Source organism: Pseudomonas sp. G.S.17 (assembly GCF_038096165.1).
Classification (GTDB): Bacteria; Pseudomonadota; Gammaproteobacteria; order Pseudomonadales; family Pseudomonadaceae; genus Aquipseudomonas.
This window is the reverse complement of the sequence record NZ_CP151076.1, coordinates 5,033,415-5,053,265: the sequence shown is the minus strand read 5'-3', so window position 1 is coordinate 5,053,265 and position 19,851 is coordinate 5,033,415. Positions and strand designations below refer to the sequence as shown.

The window sequence follows — 19,851 nt, the reverse complement described above, 5'->3', positions numbered from 1 at the left end:
TTGATCATGGATAATGGAATAATCCCCGAACTAGAGGAACAGCGCCGAGACGCACTCGTTGCGTATTATCTCGGCCAAATTGTTCCTTCGGACGCAACGGCAGCGCCGCTGAGTCTAACCACACCAGACGATCTCTACGAATACCTGCTGATCGATAATCAGGTCAGCGGCGCGGTCGAGACCAGTCGCGTCGCGCAGGGTATTGCCAGCATTCAGCAGTACATCAACGCGATCTACAACGGCATGGAGCCGGGGTATGCGCAGGGGTTTGATGAGGAACGTTTGCGGCTGTGGCGTGAAGGCATGAGTGAATACAGTGTCTGGGCCGGCTACCAGATGATCGAAGACTATCCGGAGAACTATATCGACCCGACGCTACGTCTGGGCAAGACCAGTCAGTTCCAGGCATTTGAAGCCGAACTAGGGCAAAGCCGGATCAGTGAAAATACCGTACAAATGGCGTTGAAGACCTATCTGGACAGTTTTGAGTTGGTTAGCAATCTGCAAGTGGTCGCCTGTTATATCGATGGTGCGGATTTTAGACAGGCTGATTATTATTTTTTCGGGCGACAGAGTGTCGAACCGTTTTCTTATTATTGGCGTAAGGCAAAAATCGACCTGCAGGAAGACAGTACTCAGGTCATGCCTTCGGCCTGGACGGAGTGGCAAAGCATCGACGTGGCTTTCGATGCCAAAGTGACCCATGTGCGCCCAGTCGTGATGGACGGAAGATTGCATATTATTTGGGTCGAGTTGGGGCCGACCGAAGTAGACGACAGCGGTGCGAAGACCGGCAAGCATTATTACCGGGCGAAAATGGCCTTTAAAAAAATATCGAACATGTGGTCATCCGCAACGCTTATTTACGAAGGTTTGACCGAAAGGCAGGATTTGGGCGATCAATATAATGAGCAAGGTGTGCTCACAGGCCGTTTTACTCTGGTGGCGTCCATGGATGCTCGTTTTTCCGGGGAGCCACGCTTGATAGTATGCTTTCAGTTCAGGCAGGAGCAGGCGGTGCAAGTGATTCCAGCCGAGCCTGAACAATTCCTGCTGGTGTTCGGCAGGATGTTTAACAAGATAACGTTACCCACCAGTGAGATGACGCAGTTATACGGTATTGCAGCGGCCATGTTGGGTGGGGATCCGGCGCGTGCGCAATTTCCGTTGCTGGGGAAGTACGGTAATGGGGATAATGAATGGATTTTGGATAATGTTATCTGGGACACTGGCGGAAGTGCTGATAATGACATTCCGGATGGGGGGTTGAATCAGTCTCTTGAGCTTACGGCTAAATTACACACTTCGGAAGAGGGATGTTCGTTAGAGGTTCGGGGTGTTTGCACGGCGTTACGGTATGAGCGCAGTGAGTTTTCCTTGTTTCTTGTAAGTTCCAGAGTTGTACAGGGGGGTTATTACACTACTGCCGTGAACGGCGATCACACCAGCTTTGTTCTGGAGGTATCGTTTCGCGGTCAGTACTCAAATTCTCTCCTGCCATCAAATGCGATAGGTGGATTATATTGGGATGGATCGTTGATTGCGAATTTCGATACTTCTGATTTCGAGACGCTATTTTTTGAGCCCGGCTATACGTCTTTATATCGAGCGTTTATAATTTTGCCGATTACTCCTGCTGATTTTCCATCATTGACTAATGATATGGCTAAAAAAGGGGCTGGTTTCGTGCTGGACATGCCCGGGGGGGATTTAGTGATGGCTGATGAGCTAAACTATTATCGGGAAACAGTACTTCCGTCTACTCGCTATTTTGGTATATGGGACTCGGATCCCGAGACGCCCTATAGGTTGACGCTCAATGGTGCCGCCAAAACACCATTGGTAAACACTAACTGGACGGACGAATCTATGGTTGCAGTCCGACGGTTCGGCGGAGCCAAAAATTCCGGATTGGGCTATAACCAATACAATATCACCAGAATACCAAAGCCAACTCCGGTTCCGCTTATTGTCAGCACATCTGAGGGGGGGCAATTTCTTGATGTTACCGCGCTCGGGTTGGGATCCTTGCGGTATGTTCGTTTGAACACCACCTTTGCCAAAGAATTGGTAAAAAGAGCTGAGCTTTCGCTGAAAAACATCTTGAGTTGGGAGGCTCAACACACATCAGAACCGCCAGTTCCCATACCTACGAATTCACCGTGGCTTCCCTTGGACTTCAAAGGTGCCAACGGCCGCTATTTCTGGGAGCTGTTCTTCCATGTGCCGCATCTGATTGCGCACCGGCTGCACACTGAGTTCGACTATTTGGGCGCGGAAACCTGGTTGCACTATCTGTTCAATCCTCTGGAACGCATAGCGCCGTTATACCCACCACCTGTGGCGAATCACCCCTACTGGGTCAGTCGCCCACTGACCTGCGATGATGACCCAACTTACGAATGGGGCGGGCTGGGCGATCCTGATGCCATTGCCTATGGTGCGCCGTCGCATTACCGCAAAGCAATTTTCGTCTTTTATCTGAATAACCTGATTGCCCACGGCGACATGCTCTATCGGCAGTTGACTCGCGACACCCTCACCCAGGCGCAATTGTTCTATATCCGTGCGGCCTCGTTGTTGGGGCCACTGTCCAAGGGTCGCAGCATTAGCCGTTGGACGCCGATGATGCTGGAGGATGCGGCCGCTTATGACGACGGCTTGTTTGCCAACTTTGAAGCTTCCGGGCTCAAGTGGCTGGAGCATGACATACCGAGCCGCGCCGAAGGTAGGCCCTGGCTACGCTTGCTCGATGCGCCATGGTTCCGCCTGTCGGTCAACGTCCAGTTGCTTGATCTCTGGGATCGTCTGGCATTGCGGCTGTATAACCTGCGCCACAATCTGACACTGGATGGCAAGACAATGTCGCTGCCGTTGTATGCCCCTGCGGCGAATCCTTTTGACCTCTTGCGAGCTCAGGCGGCGGGCGGCGGCAGTGGTCAGCGTCGTCTGGGCTCGCTGGCGATCATCCCACCGTATCGATTCCGGGCCATGCTGCCGCGGGTGCAGAATGCGGTTGAGACATTGATCCGCTATGGCGAGCAAGTACGCGGCTACATGGAGCTGCGGGATCGCGCCGACCAAGAGGAACTGCAGCAGTCTCACGTGCTGGAGTTATCCTCGTTCGCCGAGACCCTGCAGGTCCAGATGATCGAGCAGGCAGTGGCTTCGCGGGCGGCACTGGGGGGCAGTCAGGTCGCGATTGAGGCGCGTAAAGTGTATTACGATAAATTGGTGAATGAGGATGTCAGTTCGGCGGAAAAAAAGGCCCAGGATAAGCAGAGTGGTTCGAAGTATTTGGAATTAGCAGCGGATGTCATGACTGTAATTGCCCATGCCGTGGACGGCGCGGCTCCAACGATTTACGGGACTTCCAGCGGCGGTGCGCGGCCAGCGGGGTTTGTCTTTGCTGGCGCGGCCATAGCCCATGGGGCCGCCGCTCTCCTCATAAGGGAGGCAGAACAAACCTTGATCAGCGAGCAATACCGTCGTCGCCGTGTCGAGTGGCAATTCCTGGCCCGCCAGGCCGAGCAAGAGCTAGAGGCTATCAAACTGCAGCTTGAGGTGCAGGACATCGTCATCACTGCGGCTAAAACCAGCCTTGAACAAGCGGCCAAAGCGCAGGAGCAAGCCCAGGTTTATTACAGCTTCCTTAAAAATCGCGCCGTAGGGCCGGCTTTGTACCAGTGGCTGCTTAGTCAGATGTCGACCTTGTACTTCCAAGCCTACGATGTAGTGTTGTCCATGTGTCTGAGCACCGAAGCGTGTTGGCAATACGAAATCGGTGATCGTGATACGCGGTTCATTTCCACCACTGCCTGGGCCGACAATCGCCATGGGTTGACCGCTGGAGAAACCTTGAAGCTGGGGTTGATGCAGATGGAGTCGGCATTTCTCTCCCGCCACGAGCGCAGGCTGGAACTGACTAAAACCCTTTCCTTGAAAGCTCTGCTCAAGGATTACGACCCCGGCACGGACGCTCAAGACGGCGTTGCGCTTGCGACAGGCTGGGAAGGTGTACTAAATGAGCTGAAAGGCAAGGGTGAGATTGCCTTCGATCTGAAGTCCTCATTGTTCGACAAGGATTATCCCGGTCACTACCTCCGTCAGTTGGTACGGGTTTCGGTATCGATACCCGCCGTACTGGGACCGTATGAGGACATGCGCGTCATGCTGACTCAGCAATCGAGCAGCGCGCTGTTGAAACCACAGATCGCGGGTGTGCGTTACCTCTATAAAGAGGCCGGCGAGTTGCCACAGGAAGAAGACGAAATCGTAGACCCCACCCACATCGTATTTAATCCCAGGGCCAATCAGCAAATAGGTATTTCCGGCGGCATCGATGATGACGGTATGTTCATTCTGGATTTTGGTGACGAGCGTTACTTTCCGTTCGAAGGCACAGGTGCCGTTTCGCGCTGGACCTTAAGTTTTCCGCGTCACGCATCCGGGCGGCAGATGGCAATTCTCGACTCGCTGACTGACATCATTCTGCATGTGCGCTATTTCGCGGTGGATGGCGGTAAAGTATTCGCATCGGAAGTAGAAACGCTGGTAGCTACGGTGGAGGAGGGCGAAGAGACCGCAAGGCGCATTACGCTGCCTGAAGCCTGACGTTTTCCGGGGCGCGTCCGACAGTTATTTTTCTGGATGACTGCGGTTCCCCATTCGCAGGCGAGCCCGCTCCCATAAGAACTGCATGGAGCCCTGTGGGAGCGGGCTTGCAACTACGCGTCCCGCTGCGAACTGCGGTGTGACTGCCTTACTGCACTTCAACCGCCAGACTTTCGCTGATCTTCTTCTGCCAGATCTGCGGGCCGGTGATGTGCACGGATTCACCGTTGCTGTCCACGGCGACCGTGACCGGCATGTCCTTGACCTCGAACTCGTAGATCGCTTCCATGCCCAGTTCGGCGAAGGCGACGACGCGGGACTTCTTGATGGCCTGCGCCACCAGATAAGCCGCGCCGCCGACTGCCATGAGGTACACGGCCTTGTAGTCCTTGATCGCTTCGATCGCGGTCGGGCCGCGCTCGGATTTGCCGATCATGCCCAGCAAGCCGGTCTGATCTAGGATCTGCCGGGTGAATTTGTCCATCCGCGTTGCGGTGGTCGGTCCAGCCGGGCCAACCACTTCTTCGCGTACCGGATCAACCGGGCCGACGTAGTAGATGAAGCGACCTTTGAGGTCGACCGGCAGGGTTTCGCCCTTGTTGAGCATTTCGACCATGCGTTTGTGCGCAGCGTCACGACCGGTAAGCATCTTGCCGTTGAGCAAAACGGTTTCGCCCGGCTTCCAGCTCTGTACGTCTTCCGGGGTCAAGGTGTCGAGGTCGACGCGGCGTGCCGACGGGCCGGCTTCCCAGACTATTTCCGGGTAGGCGTCCAGCGGCGGTGCTTCCTGAGCGACCGGGCCGCTGCCGTCCAGCACGAAATGCGTGTGCCGGGTGGCGGCGCAGTTAGGGATCATGCACACCGGCAACGAAGCGGCGTGGGTCGGGTAATCCATTATCTTCACGTCGAGCACGGTGGTCAGGCCGCCAAGGCCTTGAGCGCCGATGCCCAGCTGGTTGACCTTCTCGAACAGCTCCAGGCGCATCTCTTCGATACGATTGGACGGGCCGCGCAGTTTCAGCTCGTGAATGTCGATGGATTCCATCAACACTTCCTTGGCCATCACCGCAGCCTTCTCGGCAGTGCCGCCGATGCCGATGCCGAGCATGCCCGGCGGGCACCAACCGGCACCCATGGTCGGTACGGTTTTCAATACCCAGTCGACGATCGAGTCGGACGGGTTGAGCATCGCCATCTTCGACTTGTTTTCCGAACCGCCGCCCTTGGCTGCGACGTCCACTTCCACGGTGTTACCCGGGACGATGGAGTAATGGATAACGGCCGGGGTGTTGTCCTTGGTGTTCTTGCGAGCGCCGGCCGGGTCGGCCAGGATCGAAGCGCGCAGGATGTTTTCCGGCAGGTTATAGGCGCGGCGCACGCCTTCGTTGATCATGTCATCCAGGCTCATGGTGGCGCCGGTCCAGCGCACATCCATGCCCACGCGAACGAACACGGTGACGATGCCGGTGTCCTGGCAGATCGGGCGATGACCGGTCGCGCACATGCGCGAATTGATCAGGATCTGAGCCATGGAGTCGCGAGCAGCTGGCGACTCTTCACGCAGATACGCTTCGTGCATGGCCTGAATGAAATCTACCGGGTGGTAGTAGGAAATGAATTGCAGGGCATCGGCGACACTTTGAATCAGGTCGTCTTGCTTGATCACGGTCATGGGGCGCGCTCCTCTGTTGGGACGGGAACATTCAAATGTGTACCGAATACTACAAAACGCGGCTGTTGTATCAGCGTTGTTACGGCTACTTCGGCTGGCGCAAAAAGGCGCGGCAGTATAACCCGCTGGTTGCGCAGGTCCATCCATCGGTTAACAAGAGTCTATTGTCATACTGCGGGCTTGTCTTGGCAGCAGCGAGCCCGCGGGCTGCAAGCGAATGCTTCGCAGTCGCCGGTTTTAGCGGCCTTGGGCTGATTTGTGGCGGTTGCAATTGAACATAATTGAACGTATTTAACTTTACAGCTAGTCAACTTTTGGATCCAAGGCTAAGGTTTGGGCTTGGTGCGACTATGGGAAGGAATCCTTTTGAGCACAATGAGCGGGAGAGTCATCTCTCCAACCACGCAGTCCCTCTTTTTAAAACGTTTTGGGATGGCCGCAGCGACCTATTTGATCGTCATGTCGCTTACCTGGCTGGCGATCTATGCTGGAGAGCTTCATCAACCGCTTCATGTAGCGATCATCGGCAGTGCTTTGGTGGTGTTGAGTCAGTTTGCGCTGTTCTGGGTTTTCCTCAGTCGGTTCAATCAGCGTTTTCAGGATGCAAGCCTGACCGAGTTCCAGGTGCTGATGGCCTTGGTTTGGCTGACCTGGTTGATTTCCTATCTGGATACGGCCCGAGGCGCGTTTTTGATTCTGTACGCCCCCATTCTGCTGTTCGGGCTGTTTCAGCTGACGCCGATTGTCTTTGCGCGCTGTGCGGCGCTGGTGCTGGTCAGCTTCTGTGCGATCAACGCCTGGGAGTTTTCCCAAGGGCAGATGGCCCACCCGGCCACTGCGCTGCTGCAATTGAGTGCCTTGTTCGTCATGCTGCTCTGGCTTAGCCTTTTTGCCAGCTACGTACACACCCAACGCATGCGCATGCGCCAACGTCGGTACGCCTTGCAGGCGCATCAGGACACCTTGCGCGGCATGATGCTGCAACTTGAAGAACTGGCCGCGACTGATGAACTGACCAACCTGTACAATCGTCGTCACTTCTTGCGTATGGCCACTCGCGAGCTTGCTCTGCTTGATGGCTATGCATTTCACGGGCTGGCGCTGATCGATCTTGACCATTTCAAACGCATTAATGACAGCTACGGGCATGCCGCAGGTGACCAGGTGCTACAGGCTTTCGCCGCCCATGCCGAAGACTGCCTGCGAGACACTGACGTGCTGGCGCGCTATGGCGGAGAAGAATTCGTGCTGTTGATTCCTCACTGCACCGAGCAACAACTGATCGACTGCTGCGAGCGCGTGCGCGAGGCCTTTGCGCGGGTTCAGCTCAATGATTTGCCCGATGCCAGCCTAAGTTTGTCTGTTGGCATGACCCTGCTGCGCTGGGGCGACAACATTGACGACGGCCTGCATCGCGCGGACCAGGCGTTGTATCTGGCCAAGCGCAGTGGCCGTAACCGCTGCGTGGCGGCCTGGGAATCCGTTGATGCCTGACTTGCGCGTCGGCGACCGGCAATGGCCGGTCGCAGCGGGCAGCAATCTGCTCGATGCCCTTAATCAGGCCGGAATGCGCGTTCCCTATAGCTGTCGGGCGGGCAGCTGCCATGCCTGTCTGGTGCGCTGCTCCGAAGGCGAACCACTGGATGCGCTTCCCGAAGCACTGGATGCGGGCAAGCGTCAGCAAGGCTGGCGTCTGGCGTGTCAGTGTCGGGTCGTGGAAAACCTGACGGTCCAGGCTTTCGATCCACTGCGCGACGGGGTTCCTGCTCGCGTGGCGGGCTGTGACTGGCTCAGTCCTTCAGTACTACGTTTGCGTCTGGAACCTGAGCGGCCTTTGCGCTATCGCGCCGGTCAGCATCTGGTGCTCTGGACGGCCAGCGGTGTCGCCCGGCCTTACTCATTGGCGAGTGTGCCGGGCGAAGATCCTTTTCTGGAATTTCACCTCGATTGCCACCAGTCAGGCGCGTTCATTGATGTCGCCCGGCAACTGAAGGCAGGCGATACCGTCGGCCTCGGCGAACTGCGCGGCGGGGCGTTGCAATACGATCCAGACTGGCAGGACCGGCCGCTTTTGCTGCTGGCGGCGGGCACCGGGCTCGGTCCGTTGTGGGGTGTATTGCGCGAGGCATTGCGGCAAGAGCATCAAGGGCCGATCCGCCTGGTGCATCTGGCCCGCGACGACAGTGAACATTATCTGGTCGGGCCGCTTGCCGAGCTGGCGGCGCAGCATTCCAGTCTGCGCGTACAACTCACAACGCCTCACGACTTGCCTGAAGCGCTGGCTGATTTACGCCTGCTGTCCCGGCGGACCATGGCCTTGGTATGCGGCAGCCCGGCCAGCGTCGAAGGGTTTTCCAAGCGCTTGTATCTGGCGGGCTTGCCGCGCAATCAGGTGTTGGCAGATGTGTTTCTGGGGCGCGAATAAGCCCCGTTGAGCAGTTCGGGCCTTGGTTGATGGCTGTTTTCAGTTCAAAAGGCGCATCACGACAACTTCTTTAATGGGGCCGGGTAAGCGCAATATGCAACAGATAAGCACGTTGCTCTCGTCTTGCACTATCAGGCGCGGTTCCTGGCCTGGATCGAGAAAGACACACCCTTTGCCTCTGCCGAAGTTCTTGTCCAGTTGGCCCGTTTTCAGGTAACGGCCGACGATTACCCCTTGGTTGACGTAAGTTTCGTCAAAGGTAATACCGGTCATGAGAACCGTATTGGCAAGCGGCGACATAGCTGCCGAATACCATTCACTCCACACAGGTAAGTCAAGCTCGGTTATTTCACCATTGTTGAAAACCGGGTCCGGGCTGCCATCGGCCATTCTGCCAAAGGTAATGGCTGCTTGTTGTCCGCCCAATAGGCCGAGAGTGCCGACGCATACAATGCTGCCACTTGCGTCGACAACCAGGTCATCCACTCTTAACACACGCCCTGCAGGCTCTAGCCCAATAAAACCTGAGTCTTGCGAACCAAAGCTTCGATCTGGCCGGCCATCTGCGCCATAACGGGCCAACATCCCCAAGAACCGATTGTTTGCCAGTTGTGCCTGCCCGCACACAATGACTTCACCCGTGGCAGTGACCCTGAAAGAGCTCACGTGCGTAATCAACGTCTCGCCATGAGGGTAACGGACGGTTGCATAGCCTGTGCCATTAAAACTGGTATCCAGAACGCCGTCTGCCGTCAGCCGAATCAACAGGCCGTAGTCGTCCAGAGAGTGACCGATGAGGATTTTACCGTCGGGGAGAATGACACTTTGGGTACTCGCACTGCCGCCGGTTTTGACGCGATGGGTGACAGCGATATCAGTGGACTTGGCAGGCGGTGGAAAAACAAAGCTGCCACCTTCCCCGAACGTTGGATCAAAGTTCCCGTCGGACAGCAAGCGGCTCGCCGCCGGTAAAATCTGGTCGCTGGCGATATGCGTACCGGTAACCAATAGTTTGCCGTCGTTCAGGCTATGGATGGATCTTCCTACTGACGAGAAACCCAGAAACTGCCCTGTCAGCGCACCGCCGTTGCCAAAGGCAGTGTCAATTGCCCCATCTTCGGTCAGGCGACCGATGATAAAGCTGTTGGTATTCGTCGAACCGACGGCCAGTATTTTTCCGTCCGGGGTCAACGCCATGCCCCAGACCGAAACAAAGTTGCCGCCAGGAAAAGACAGGATCTTTTTTCCTCCGTCCCCGAAGCTGATGTCGACGTCACCCGGCGCAACTCTGTGCTCTGTGTTGATAACCATTTCATATCTCCTGATAGTTAAAAGCTTCCTTATCCATAATCAGATCCCGGCGGAGCTTTCAAGGCGTGCACGCCAAAGTTCATAGGCCTTACGAAATGAAAAGGCCTGGTGGCAGTGCCGTAGATACTCTGCACCCAAAACCAGTGCTCAATAAGCTGTCAAAAGTGACAGGAGGCTAATGGCTATCTCTAACGGACAGCTACAAAAAAGCCCCGACTCTCGCGAGCCGGGGCTTTGGGTGTTGCGTGTGCAGTCTTAGACCAATGGGTCGCCAACGTGCAGCAGTTTCATGCCGTTGGTGCCGCCAATGGTGTGATAGCTGTCACCTTTGGTCAGGATCACCCAATCGCCTTTCTCGACCAGACCGCGTTTGAGCAGTTCGTCGACCGCGGCCTGGCTGACCTGGCCCGGTGGCAGGGCTGCCGGGTCGAAAGGCACGGTGTAGACGCCACGGAACATGGCAGCGCGGGCCTGGGTTTCGCGGTGCGGGGAGAACGCGTAGATCGGCACAGAGGAACGGATACGCGACATGATCAGCGGCGTGTAGCCACTTTCGGTCAGCGCGATGATCGCTTTCACATCCGGGAAGTGGTTGGCCGTGTACATGGCCGCCAGCGCGATGCTTTCGTCACAACGGGTGAATTTATGTCCGATGCGGTGGCTGGAGGTCTTGCCGGTCGGGTGCTTTTCAGCGCCGACGCAGATGCGCGCCATGGCCTGTACGGCTTCGATCGGGTACGAGCCAGCGGCGCTTTCAGCGGACAGCATCACGGCGTCGGTGTAGTCGAGCACGGCGTTGGCCACGTCGGACACTTCGGCGCGCGTCGGCATCGGGCTGGAGATCATCGATTCCATCATTTGCGTGGCAACGATGACCGCCTTGTTATGGCGACGTGCGTGCAAGATGATTTTCTTCTGGATACCGACCAGTTCCGCGTCGCCGATTTCTACACCCAGGTCGCCACGGGCAACCATGACTGCATCGCTGGCGCGGATCAGGGCATCGAGTACTTCGTCGTTGGCCACGGCTTCAGCGCGTTCGATCTTCGCGACCAACCAGGCAGTACCGCCGGATTCGTCACGCAGCTTGCGGGCGTATTCCATGTCAGCGGCGTCGCGCGGGAAGGAAACAGCCAGGTAATCCAGCTCCATTTCTGCCGCGAGCTTGATGTCCAGCTTGTCTTTTTCAGTCAGGGCCGGCGCCGTCAGGCCACCGCCGCGACGGTTGATACCTTTGTGATCCGAGAGCGGACCACCGATCAACACGGTGCAATGCAGCTCGTTGGCTGTCTGGGTATCGACGCGCATGACCACGCGTCCGTCGTCGAGCAACAGCTCGTCGCCAACGCCGCAATCCTTGACCAGGTCGGGGTAATCGATACCGACGATTTCCTGGGTGCCGTCCGTCAGCGGGTGAGCGGTGGAGAAGGTGAACTTGTCACCGACCTTCAGCTCGATTCGCTTGTTGGTGAACTTGGCGATACGAATTTTCGGACCTTGCAGGTCCCCCAGCAGTGCGACGAAGCGCCCGTGCTTGGCAGCGATTTCGCGAATCAGCTTGGCGCGAGCCTTGTGCTCATCCGGGGTACCGTGGGAAAAGTTCAGACGAGCAACGTCCAGACCCGAGAGGATCAGTTGTTCGATGATTTCCGGCGAGTTACTGGCAGGGCCAAGGGTGGCGACGATTTTGGTACGGCGTACGGTCATGCACAAACTCCTTAAATGAAGCGCAGCGAGAGGCTACTACTGTCTTGCTCTGTAGTCATTGTTCCTTTGCACTACCTCGTTGCCGGCGGACAGGGCAATCAGTAGACAATCGGTTGTCTCAAGGCTTGAAGAAATCCGTGATCAGGTCGATACATTGCAGAGCACAGGAGACTCCCATGCGAATCGTGATGATTTTAGTATTGATGGCTGCAATCAGCGGCTGCACCCGTTGGTCAATGAATTCCAATCTGAACAGCGCTTACCGTGCTTATGATCGCGGCGATTGCGAAAGCGTAATGCTCGACCTGTCCAAGGTTGATCGGCAGAGCCGGGCCCGGCGATATGTACAACCGGAGGTTTCCATGCTGCGCGGACAGTGCCTCGAACGGCAGAAACTGTTTGTCGATGCGGCCCAGACTTACCGCTTTATCATCAGCCAGTACCCCAATAACGAATATGCTTTCCGCGCCCAGGCGCGTCTGGATACGCTGCAACAGCTAGGGCATTACCCGGTTCGGGTGCAGGTCAAAACGTACCCTGCTTCACGGTAGATACACCCGATTGGATGGACGGTATCGTTTTTGGGTGGCCGATCGGCGTGTTTGCGCTAGGCTCTTCGTAGTGGGCGCTCAGGTAGAGTGGTTAATGCTTGAGTGACGTGACTTCTGTGACTGCCGGTCAGTCACAGGCACGTTCCCCGCAGATAACACCTTGAAGCATTTGACCGTAGTCAGGCTCAGGTCAGGGATGCAACACCATAAAGGCATTAGCGTGGCCATGCTAAATGGTCTATGACGGCGACTGACCATGTTAAAAGAACGACGAATCGAACGGCATCAATTGCCTTATTACCTGCAAGTGGTCAATCGGTACACGAAAAAGCCGATCGGTTGCCTGGGTAATGTTTCCGAGCAAGGACTGATGCTGATCAGCGATCTGCCGGTGCTGGTGGGCGCCGATTTCCATCTGCGTCTGGCAGTACCCGGTGAGCGAGGCCTTCAAAAGACCCTGGACGTTGTAGCGACGTGTCTCTGGTGTCATGAAGATGAAACCCCAGGGAGTTACGACTCGGGATTCAAGGTGCAGGACGCGCCGGATGAATACATTGAACTGATTGGTGCGCTGCGCCAGTACTTCAGTTTTTATCCGCTGGAAGCTTCAGCCTGAGACCCACCAACGAGCTGGCGTTCTTCGCCAGCTCGCGCGACTTTGCTGTGCAATTAAAGCGTCCCGGCTTTTTTCCAGCTTAAATAGCGGCTGACCAGTTCCGCCCCCAGTTGTCCCGGACGTGAATCCAGGACCTGCACGCCGTGGGCGCTCAAGCGGTCAAGCAAGCCCGCACGGGCATTCAGGAAGTCGACGGTTCCACAGTAGGTCAGCGCTTCTTCCAGCGTCTGGACCGGCGCTTGTCGCAAGTTATCCAGAGCCTCCTCACGCAAGCTGACCACCAGAACCCGATGACGCTGCCCAAGCTGTTTGACCGCTGTCAGCAATTCGTCGTCTTCTTCATCACGCAGATTGGTCATCAGGACCACCAGTGCCCGACGCTTTTGTCTGGCCAGCAACTGGCGTGCGCCAGCGCTGTAGTCGGCTGGACGCTGGGTGCTGGCAAGGTCGTAGACGGTATTGAGCAGCACGTTCAGCTGGTCAGGACCTTTGACCGGTGCCAGATAGCGGTTCTGCTCGCTTGCGAACGTCGAGAAACCCACGGCATCGCCCTGGCGCAGAGCGACATAACTGAGCAGCAAGGCGGCATTGAGGGCGTGATCGAAGTGGGAAAGGTCACCATCCTGGCTGCGCATGCGGCGTCCGCAATCGAGCATGAACATGATCTGCTGGTCGCGCTCGTCCTGATATTCCCGGGCAATCGGCGTGCGCTGCCGGGCGGTGGCTTTCCAGTCAATCTGGCGCAAGCTGTCGCCTTCACGAAACTCGCGCAGTTGATTGAATTCCAGGCCCAGCCCTCGACGCTGCCGCTGACGCACACCGAGCTGGCTGAGCCAGTTGTCCACAGCCAATAATTGCCCGCCATACAGACGGGCGAAGTCCGGATAGACCCGAGTCGTGCCCGGTAACGTCAGGCAGCGACGCACGGTCCAGAACCCTATCGGGCTGGGCAGGCTGATCTCGCAGCGTTCAAAGTTGAATAGCCCGCGTTGCAAGGGACGCAGGCGGTAACCGATCTGGTTGTTCACGCCGGGTTGCAACGTCACGGACTGCGGCTGATGTTCGAAGTCCAGGCCAGCGGGAGGGTGATCGAAAACAGCGATGGCCAAGGCTGAAGGGTAATTGTGACTCAGGTCCAGGCGTACCTCGCTCCAACGGCCCAGGGCCAGACTGCCAGGCAGATGGCGTTGCACGTCCGGCGACGGCAAACGTTTCAGGCGCCAGGCATCCAGCAGCGCCAGCAACAGCATGGCCGCGAGCAATGCCCAGTACAGCGTGCCGATTTGCTGGGGCACGTCGAGACTCAATGCCGAAAGAATCCCCAGCACCACGGCTACGGCTGACAGACCCGCCAGCCAGAAGAGCAAGGTGACAGACGGTTTCAGCATCTGCTTCACAGGCGCGGCGCCGGGACCTGATCGAGCATTTGCCGCAACACCTGATCCACGGAAAGGCCTTCGATATCCAGGTCTGGGGACAGTCGCACCCGGTGACGTAATACCGCCAGGGCGCAGCCTTTTATGTCGTCGGGAATCACGAACTCGCCGCCGCGCAGCAAAGCCCGGGCGCGACCGCCGCGCACCAGTGCGATGGAAGCTCGTGGACCTGCGCCCAGCGTCAGGCCGGGCCATGTGCGAGTGGCGCGTGCCAGACGCACGGCATAATCGAGCACCTGTTCATCCAGTGGCAATTCGCTGGCGATGCGCTGCAGAACCTGAACTTCCTTGGCCTGCAGGATCACCCGCAGTGGCTGCACGTCGAGCATGTCGGCGCGGGTCGAACGGGTGACCTGCCGGACCATGTTCAGCTCTTCGGCAATATCGGGGTAGTCCATGCGCAGCTTGAGCATGAAGCGATCCAGCTCGGCTTCGGGCAGTGGATAAGTGCCTTCCTGTTCAATCGGGTTCTGGGTCGCCAGCACCATGAATGGCTGGGCGATGGGCAACGCCCGACCTTCGAGCGTGACCTGACGTTCCTGCATGGCTTCGAGCAGCGCGGCCTGGGTCTTGGCCGGAGCCCGGTTGATTTCGTCGGCCAGCAGCAGATTGGTGAACAGCGGTCCCTTGCGCAGCTTGAACTGTTCGGTCTGCATGTCGTACACGGCATGGCCGGTGACATCGCTGGGCATCAGGTCGGGGGTGAACTGGATACGCGCGAAGTCGGCGCCAATGCAGCGGGCCAGGGCGCGCACCAGCAAGGTCTTGCCAAGTCCCGGCACACCCTCGATCAGCACATGGCCTGCGCCAATCAGGGCGGTCAATACATCGTCGACGACTGCGCTCTGGCCGATCACGGCTTTTTGCAGTTCATTGCGCAGGGCCTGGGCGAGATGACTGGCGCGTTGTCGCTGCTGCGTCTGGTTGCTGACGGCGGCCGCAGGTTCGATCACCGGATCAAGAGTGAAATCGACAACAGGTTCGCTGTGGTTCGACGGATGGGTCGGTTGATCGCTCATAAGGCATTCCTGAGGATTTGCAGGTGGGCCACCTGACGGGTGAAATCAGCATTCGACATTCGCTGCACGGGCCGTGGGCGCAAGGCCTGGCTGATGGCGCTGGTCGGTTGGCGGGTGAGACGCGACAGCACTTGCCACTGATCGGTCACTCCCAGGGTTTCGAAGCCTGGATGACGTTGCCTTGCACGGCGCAGGATATCCAGCTGCAAACTTCGCAATAGCGCTTGCTGGCCGCTGCGCCGACGAAGGAAATCGGCGCTGGCCCGCAAGTGCTCGGTCAACTGTCGACGCGCCCGTCCCGCTGGAACCTGCAGTGGGCCATAACGTGTCCCGGCATGCCACAACGCGAAGCCGGTCAACAGCGCCAAAGTGGTCAGCGCCAGAGGGAAATGCCGCAGCAGCAGGCTGAACAGATTGTCGTGCTGCGTGCGAACCACCATGGTGACCTCGCTACCCTGGGTCAGATACCAGAGCAGCCACGCATTGTCGTACTTGGCGATGGCGCGGTTTTTCCACAGGTCGGCATCGGTGACCACGGTAATCAGCCCTTCGCCATAAGCCATTTGCAGCATGTGTGTGGCGGCAGCGCTGTTGGCCCAAGACTGCGCCTGATCAAGCGGGTCCTCGAGGTGGAAGCTGGTATCAAAACTCATGTACGCCGGAGCTTCATCGTTTTCGACATACAAACGCGTGAGTTCGGGCCAGGGTATGGCGGGCGCCTTGTGAGTCGGGGCGAGCAACGGGATGACTGGTTTGAACCGCTCATCATCCTGTTGCCGTTCCTGTTCGTGCAGCTCCGTAGTCAGCAATTGATGGATTTGCAGACGGTCCAGCAACGCGTCGCCGCTGCGGCCTTTCTTCTCGTTCCACAGCTGTTCGGCAACAAACAGCAGCCGCCCGCCAGCACGAACCCAGCGCAGCAGCTTGTCGACCTGACCGGGCGTCATGTTTTCCCGGCTGTCGAGGAGCATCAGCGTCTGTGGCAGCTGAGCCGGCGCCGGCAGATTGCCGGGTGTGTCGCTGAGCTGCACGGGAATCGCGCGCTGTTTCAGGAAGTTTTCGGCAGCCAGATAAGGATTGGCGCGCACTTCCGGGGACGGCCCTTGGTCAACGGTTTCTTCGTAGCGCTCAAGGTGTTTGACGAGGTACAGGCCGACAAGTCCCAAGGCCAGCAGCGCCAGCAGCGCGATCAGCAGGGTTCTGTTACGGCTCATCGATGCGCCCCGGTCTTGAACAGCTCGCGCCAGCTGTCGCAGAGTTCCTGCCCGACATGGGCGGGTGGGAGCTGATGGCCGTAAGCGAGGTTCTGCCAGTGCCGGGTCAGGTTGAGGCTGAAGTCATGCAACGGTTGTTGATTCAGCTGCGCCACATGTTCCAGCACCTCACCTTCGGTATCGGCGCTTTTCAGCGGCAGCCGATAGTCAGTGAGCAAGCGGCTGAGCAGCGCCCGATACAGCAGGCCGAGCGCTTCGCGGGGTTGGTTCGGCCACAGTTTTTCGGCGCTGCCCGCGACATCGTCGGGCAGGCTTTGCGCCCCGACCTTGAGCCCGAACATCTGCTGCGGAGTGCTGCGAATCACGTGCGCTTTGGGTGCCTTGCGATTGACCAGCGTGCTGAACCAGCTTCTATAGCGCCAGATCACCAGACCGATCAAGGCAATGACCGCGCCCCATAGCAGCACTTTGATAATTTCGGACGCAACGCTGGCGGCATTGAACAACCAGGCCAGCCATTTGAGCTGCGGGTTGGTTCTGTGCTCGGCCTTGGTTGTGTTGGGTGCCGGCTTGTCTTCGGCAAATCGCCAACCCGAGACAGCTTTGGGGTTCTTGAACGGCGGCTGCTCCAGCAGCGCCTTGATTTGCTGGCGCGCAGCTTCGCTGGACAAAGGCTGGTGGGTCAGGCGCGCCATATTGGGCCCGGCTTCATGCTTGCGAAAGGCGTGTTCTTCCTGGAGCGGAACAGGGCAGCTCAAATCCGCTTGCGCCGCCCAAGCCGGGGGCGCCAGCGTCGTCAGGATTACCCCGGCACCGATGATCAGCACATAAGCGCTGCCGATCAGTCGCTGGCGCAGGCGCCGCAGGACCAACTCGATGTCCCATGCTTCCAGGGCGGTGCGGCGGTTCAGATAAAGCGTGAAGCCGCAGGCAACGTAGATCGGCCCCCAGACAATCAAGACCAGCGCATAAAAAGCGTTGGTCAGGTGCTCCAGCCAATTCCAGCTGCCTTCGATATCCACAAGGGTGCGCCAGCTCCAATCGATTTCGATCTGTTGCGGGATCAGCGCGTAAAACAGGATGCCCATTGCGATCCACAGGCACAGCTCCAGCGCACTGCCCACCAGGGTCAGGCAGCGCGCGGCACGCAGGTCTTTCTGGTTGAGCAGGCCGATACGCAAACTGCGTTGCGCGCCCGCCAGGTTTTCCAGTTGTTGCACGGGCAGGGTGAAGCTGCGGGCGAGACTGAATCGGCGCCAGGTGATGCTGGCCAGCAGTTGCGGTTTCAGCAGGCGCAGCCACGCCTGCAAAGCGCCTTTCAGGGTCGGTGCCGGGCCGAACAATGCCTGGGACAGAATCAGCAGAGGCAAGGGTTCGAAGACCGGCTTCAACCACCAGAACAGCACGATTGCCAGGGTTGGATAGTCCCAGAACACCAGACTCAGCAGGGCGAAAACCGGCAAGGTCACAATGGCCCAGCTGGCCATCAACAGGTTGCGGTGCTCCTGAGCCAGCAGTACGCCCAGATCAATGGCTTCCCAGGGATTACGTGGCCGAATCGCCACGCTGGCGTCAGTCAGGCGCATGGGCAATTCGTCCGGCGAAAACCAGATAGCTGATCACCAGCGCCCAGAGGGCCGCGCCGACCGCGTATTTAACCGCCGGACCGGGCCAGACCATCGACGACCAATAAGCTTCTATGAATGCGGCGATCAGCAGAAACAGAATCACGCCATACACCAGTTGCAGGCTTTTTTGCGCCGCACGTCGCAGCGCTTCGCCACGGGTCAGGCGGCCGGGAGCCAGTAATGACCAGCCCAGCTTCAAGCCCGCAGCGCCCGCCAGGGCAATGGCCGTCAGCTCAAAGGCGCCATGGCCGACAACGAACGACCAGAACGTCTGGCCGTAGCCGATGCCGGTCAGATGCCCGGCAACGGCGCCGATCATCAGGCCGTTGAAAAACAGGAAGAACAGACTGCCGAGCCCGAACAGCAATCCGGTTGCATAGGTCTGAAAGGCGATGCCGATGTTATGCATGATGTAGTAGCCGAACATCATCCAGTCGTCGCTGGATTCACGTTCCAGTACCTGGCCGATCCGCCGTGCCGTGGGGTCGTACATGCTTTCCATTTCGGCGACCTGCTGGGCATCGATCACGCTGTACACCAGATCGGGAAAACCATGCACCAGCAGGGCCATGCCGATCAGGCTGCCGAAAAACAGTACCCCGGCAATCCACACGAATCGCCATTCGGCACGCACCAGGCGGGGAAAGCCGGCCAATATGAAACTCAGAACCTGCATGCCGACAGCGCTGCGATGGCGATAGAGCTGCTGATGGCCACGCATGGCCAGTTGCTGCAGCGGATCGATCAGGTGACTGCTGTAGCCGCGTTCCTGGGCAAGGGCCAGTTGATGACAGATGCGCCGGTAATCGCTGGGAAAACTACGGCTCGTGGCCGCATCGGCTTTGCCATTTTCAAGGGCGTCCAGCTGTTCGCTGAACAGCTGCCAGTCAGGCTGGTGACGGCTTTCGAAGAGGCTCTGTTTCATGTCGGACCCAGCAGGCCGCGTGCGATCCCGTTGAGATGAACCACCGCTTGCTCGGGGTGCACATGCAGCGGCTGGGCAAGAATCGAAGCCAGTTCGCGGGCGCGCTCGGGTGACAGATCCGCCTGTCGTTCCGCGAAACCGAGAAGCGCGCGCTGCTCTTCCAGGCTCAACACGAATGGTGCGATCACCGGTTCAGCTAAAGGCAGGTCAGGGCGTAGCAGCGGCATGTCGCGATAGACCACCAATGTTCCGGCGGCAAGATCGCCGAGTCGCTTGAATTGCGGGTGTTGCAGGCAACTTATGGCGCCGATGCTGTAGCCGACAGGCAGCATGTCGACGAAGCGCAGCAGGTTGCGGATCAGCGAGGAAGTCCAGCCGATGGGCGTGCCGTCATCATGAATGACCCGCAGGCCCATGAGGTGCTTGCCGGGCGTGCGGCCCTGATTCAGCACTTCGAACAGCACCATGTACCACCAGGTGACGAGGAACAGCGCCATGGCGCTCAGGCCCATGCCGAACTTGTCGAAGAAGCTGAACAGCACGAACAGGATTGCCATGACCAGGGCGCGGATGGCGAAGTCGATGGTAAAAGCAATCGCCCGCGGCACCAGACCGGCCGGGCGCATGATCAAATCGATACCTTCCGGGGTTTCGATTCGGGTGCGGGTATCCAGTGGCGCGGGTGGCGGTGCGTTCCTTGGCAAAACGTGCGGGGTTGGCATTGTCGGGGACG

At 58.1% G+C, this 19,851-nt stretch carries 14 protein-coding genes; 5 read left to right on the top strand and 9 right to left on the bottom strand.

The window, feature by feature from the left end; all coding sequences use genetic code 11:
- Positions 1-6 precede the first annotated feature (6 nt).
- Positions 7-4,614: a neuraminidase-like domain-containing protein gene (locus tag AABC73_RS23465; RefSeq protein WP_341521176.1), complete on the top strand. Its 4,608-nt coding sequence runs from the start codon at positions 7-9 to the stop codon at positions 4,612-4,614.
- Between the two features lie 148 nt (positions 4,615-4,762).
- Here AABC73_RS23465 and AABC73_RS23460 read toward each other — a convergent pair whose 3' ends face one another.
- Positions 4,763-6,286, bottom strand: a complete 1,524-nt coding sequence (locus tag AABC73_RS23460; RefSeq protein ID WP_341521175.1) for a fumarate hydratase — start codon at positions 6,284-6,286, stop codon at positions 4,763-4,765.
- A gap of 432 nt (positions 6,287-6,718) precedes the next feature.
- Between AABC73_RS23460 and AABC73_RS23455 the strand changes: the two genes are divergently transcribed.
- Positions 6,719-7,780 carry a GGDEF domain-containing protein gene (locus AABC73_RS23455; protein ID WP_341521174.1) on the top strand — a complete coding sequence of 354 codons (1,062 nt, stop codon included), beginning with the start codon at positions 6,719-6,721 and terminating at the stop codon, positions 7,778-7,780.
- The gene (locus AABC73_RS23450; protein ID WP_341521173.1) at positions 7,773-8,711 is read left to right on the top strand and encodes an iron-sulfur-binding ferredoxin reductase; all 939 of its coding nucleotides are present in this window, start codon (positions 7,773-7,775) and stop codon (positions 8,709-8,711) included. The genes AABC73_RS23455 and AABC73_RS23450 overlap by 8 nt, the downstream gene beginning before the upstream one ends.
- A gap of 39 nt (positions 8,712-8,750) precedes the next feature.
- On the opposite strand, the gene AABC73_RS23445 is transcribed toward AABC73_RS23450, so the two are convergent.
- Together AABC73_RS23445 and pyk are read right to left on the bottom strand one after the other, a co-directional pair.
- Entirely contained in the window at positions 8,751-10,022 is a 1,272-nt protein-coding gene (locus AABC73_RS23445; RefSeq protein ID WP_341521172.1) for a hypothetical protein, read from the bottom strand.
- Positions 10,023-10,277: 255 nt separating this feature from the next.
- Entirely contained in the window at positions 10,278-11,729 is a 1,452-nt protein-coding gene (gene pyk / locus AABC73_RS23440) for a pyruvate kinase (RefSeq protein ID WP_341521171.1), read from the bottom strand.
- 176 nt (positions 11,730-11,905) lie between these two features.
- Here pyk and AABC73_RS23435 point away from each other — a divergent pair, with 176 nt between their 5' ends.
- Together AABC73_RS23435 and AABC73_RS23430 are read left to right on the top strand one after the other, a co-directional pair.
- Positions 11,906-12,280, top strand: coding sequence for a tetratricopeptide repeat protein (locus AABC73_RS23435; protein ID WP_341521170.1), 375 nt, complete (start codon positions 11,906-11,908; stop codon positions 12,278-12,280).
- Positions 12,281-12,536: 256 nt separating this feature from the next.
- Positions 12,537-12,896, top strand: a complete 360-nt coding sequence (locus AABC73_RS23430) for a PilZ domain-containing protein (RefSeq protein WP_020293030.1) — start codon at positions 12,537-12,539, stop codon at positions 12,894-12,896.
- Positions 12,897-12,949: 53 nt separating this feature from the next.
- Here the strand turns inward: AABC73_RS23430 and AABC73_RS23425 are convergent, their stop codons facing one another.
- From AABC73_RS23425 to AABC73_RS23400, 6 genes are read right to left on the bottom strand one after another with little or no spacing between them, the layout of a single operon-like run.
- Positions 12,950-14,281 carry a DUF58 domain-containing protein gene (locus tag AABC73_RS23425; protein ID WP_341524316.1) on the bottom strand — a complete coding sequence of 444 codons (1,332 nt, stop codon included), beginning with the start codon at positions 14,279-14,281 and terminating at the stop codon, positions 12,950-12,952.
- A gap of 8 nt (positions 14,282-14,289) precedes the next feature.
- Positions 14,290-15,351 (bottom strand): MoxR family ATPase, encoded by a 1,062-nt coding sequence (locus tag AABC73_RS23420; protein ID WP_341521169.1) that lies wholly within the window; start codon positions 15,349-15,351, stop codon positions 14,290-14,292.
- Positions 15,348-16,565, bottom strand: a complete 1,218-nt coding sequence (locus AABC73_RS23415; RefSeq protein WP_341521168.1) for a DUF4350 domain-containing protein — start codon at positions 16,563-16,565, stop codon at positions 15,348-15,350. The genes AABC73_RS23420 and AABC73_RS23415 overlap by 4 nt, the downstream gene beginning before the upstream one ends.
- Positions 16,562-18,151 (bottom strand): DUF4129 domain-containing protein, encoded by a 1,590-nt coding sequence (locus tag AABC73_RS23410; protein ID WP_341521167.1) that lies wholly within the window; start codon positions 18,149-18,151, stop codon positions 16,562-16,564. Before AABC73_RS23410 ends, AABC73_RS23415 begins: the two co-directional genes overlap by 4 nt.
- Complete coding sequence (locus tag AABC73_RS23405; RefSeq protein ID WP_341521166.1) at positions 18,138-19,118, bottom strand: stage II sporulation protein M; 981 nt, start codon at positions 19,116-19,118, stop codon at positions 18,138-18,140. Before AABC73_RS23405 ends, AABC73_RS23410 begins: the two co-directional genes overlap by 14 nt.
- Positions 19,115-19,840: an RDD family protein gene (locus AABC73_RS23400; RefSeq protein WP_341521165.1), complete on the bottom strand. Its 726-nt coding sequence runs from the start codon at positions 19,838-19,840 to the stop codon at positions 19,115-19,117. The genes AABC73_RS23405 and AABC73_RS23400 overlap by 4 nt, the downstream gene beginning before the upstream one ends.
- Positions 19,841-19,851 lie beyond the last annotated feature (11 nt).

Bases quoted from the DNA above. Each gene is read 5' to 3' on its own strand.
- AABC73_RS23420 (WP_341521169.1), bottom strand. From the start codon at position 15,351: ATGAGCGATCAACCGACCCATCCGTCGAACCACAGCGAACCTGTTGTC.
- AABC73_RS23465 (WP_341521176.1), top strand. From the start codon at position 7: ATGGATAATGGAATAATCCCCGAACTAGAGGAACAGCGCCGAGACGCA.
- AABC73_RS23455 (WP_341521174.1), top strand. From the start codon at position 6,719: ATGGCCGCAGCGACCTATTTGATCGTCATGTCGCTTACCTGGCTGGCG.
- pyk (WP_341521171.1), bottom strand. From the start codon at position 11,729: ATGACCGTACGCCGTACCAAAATCGTCGCCACCCTTGGCCCTGCCAGT.
- AABC73_RS23430 (WP_020293030.1), top strand. From the start codon at position 12,537: ATGTTAAAAGAACGACGAATCGAACGGCATCAATTGCCTTATTACCTG.
- AABC73_RS23450 (WP_341521173.1), top strand. From the start codon at position 7,773: ATGCCTGACTTGCGCGTCGGCGACCGGCAATGGCCGGTCGCAGCGGGC.
- AABC73_RS23410 (WP_341521167.1), bottom strand. From the start codon at position 18,151: ATGCGCCTGACTGACGCCAGCGTGGCGATTCGGCCACGTAATCCCTGG.
- AABC73_RS23445 (WP_341521172.1), bottom strand. From the start codon at position 10,022: ATGGTTATCAACACAGAGCACAGAGTTGCGCCGGGTGACGTCGACATC.
- AABC73_RS23435 (WP_341521170.1), top strand. From the start codon at position 11,906: ATGCGAATCGTGATGATTTTAGTATTGATGGCTGCAATCAGCGGCTGC.
- AABC73_RS23405 (WP_341521166.1), bottom strand. From the start codon at position 19,118: ATGAAACAGAGCCTCTTCGAAAGCCGTCACCAGCCTGACTGGCAGCTG.
- AABC73_RS23400 (WP_341521165.1), bottom strand. From the start codon at position 19,840: ATGCCAACCCCGCACGTTTTGCCAAGGAACGCACCGCCACCCGCGCCA.
- AABC73_RS23415 (WP_341521168.1), bottom strand. From the start codon at position 16,565: ATGAGCCGTAACAGAACCCTGCTGATCGCGCTGCTGGCGCTGCTGGCC.
- AABC73_RS23460 (WP_341521175.1), bottom strand. From the start codon at position 6,286: ATGACCGTGATCAAGCAAGACGACCTGATTCAAAGTGTCGCCGATGCC.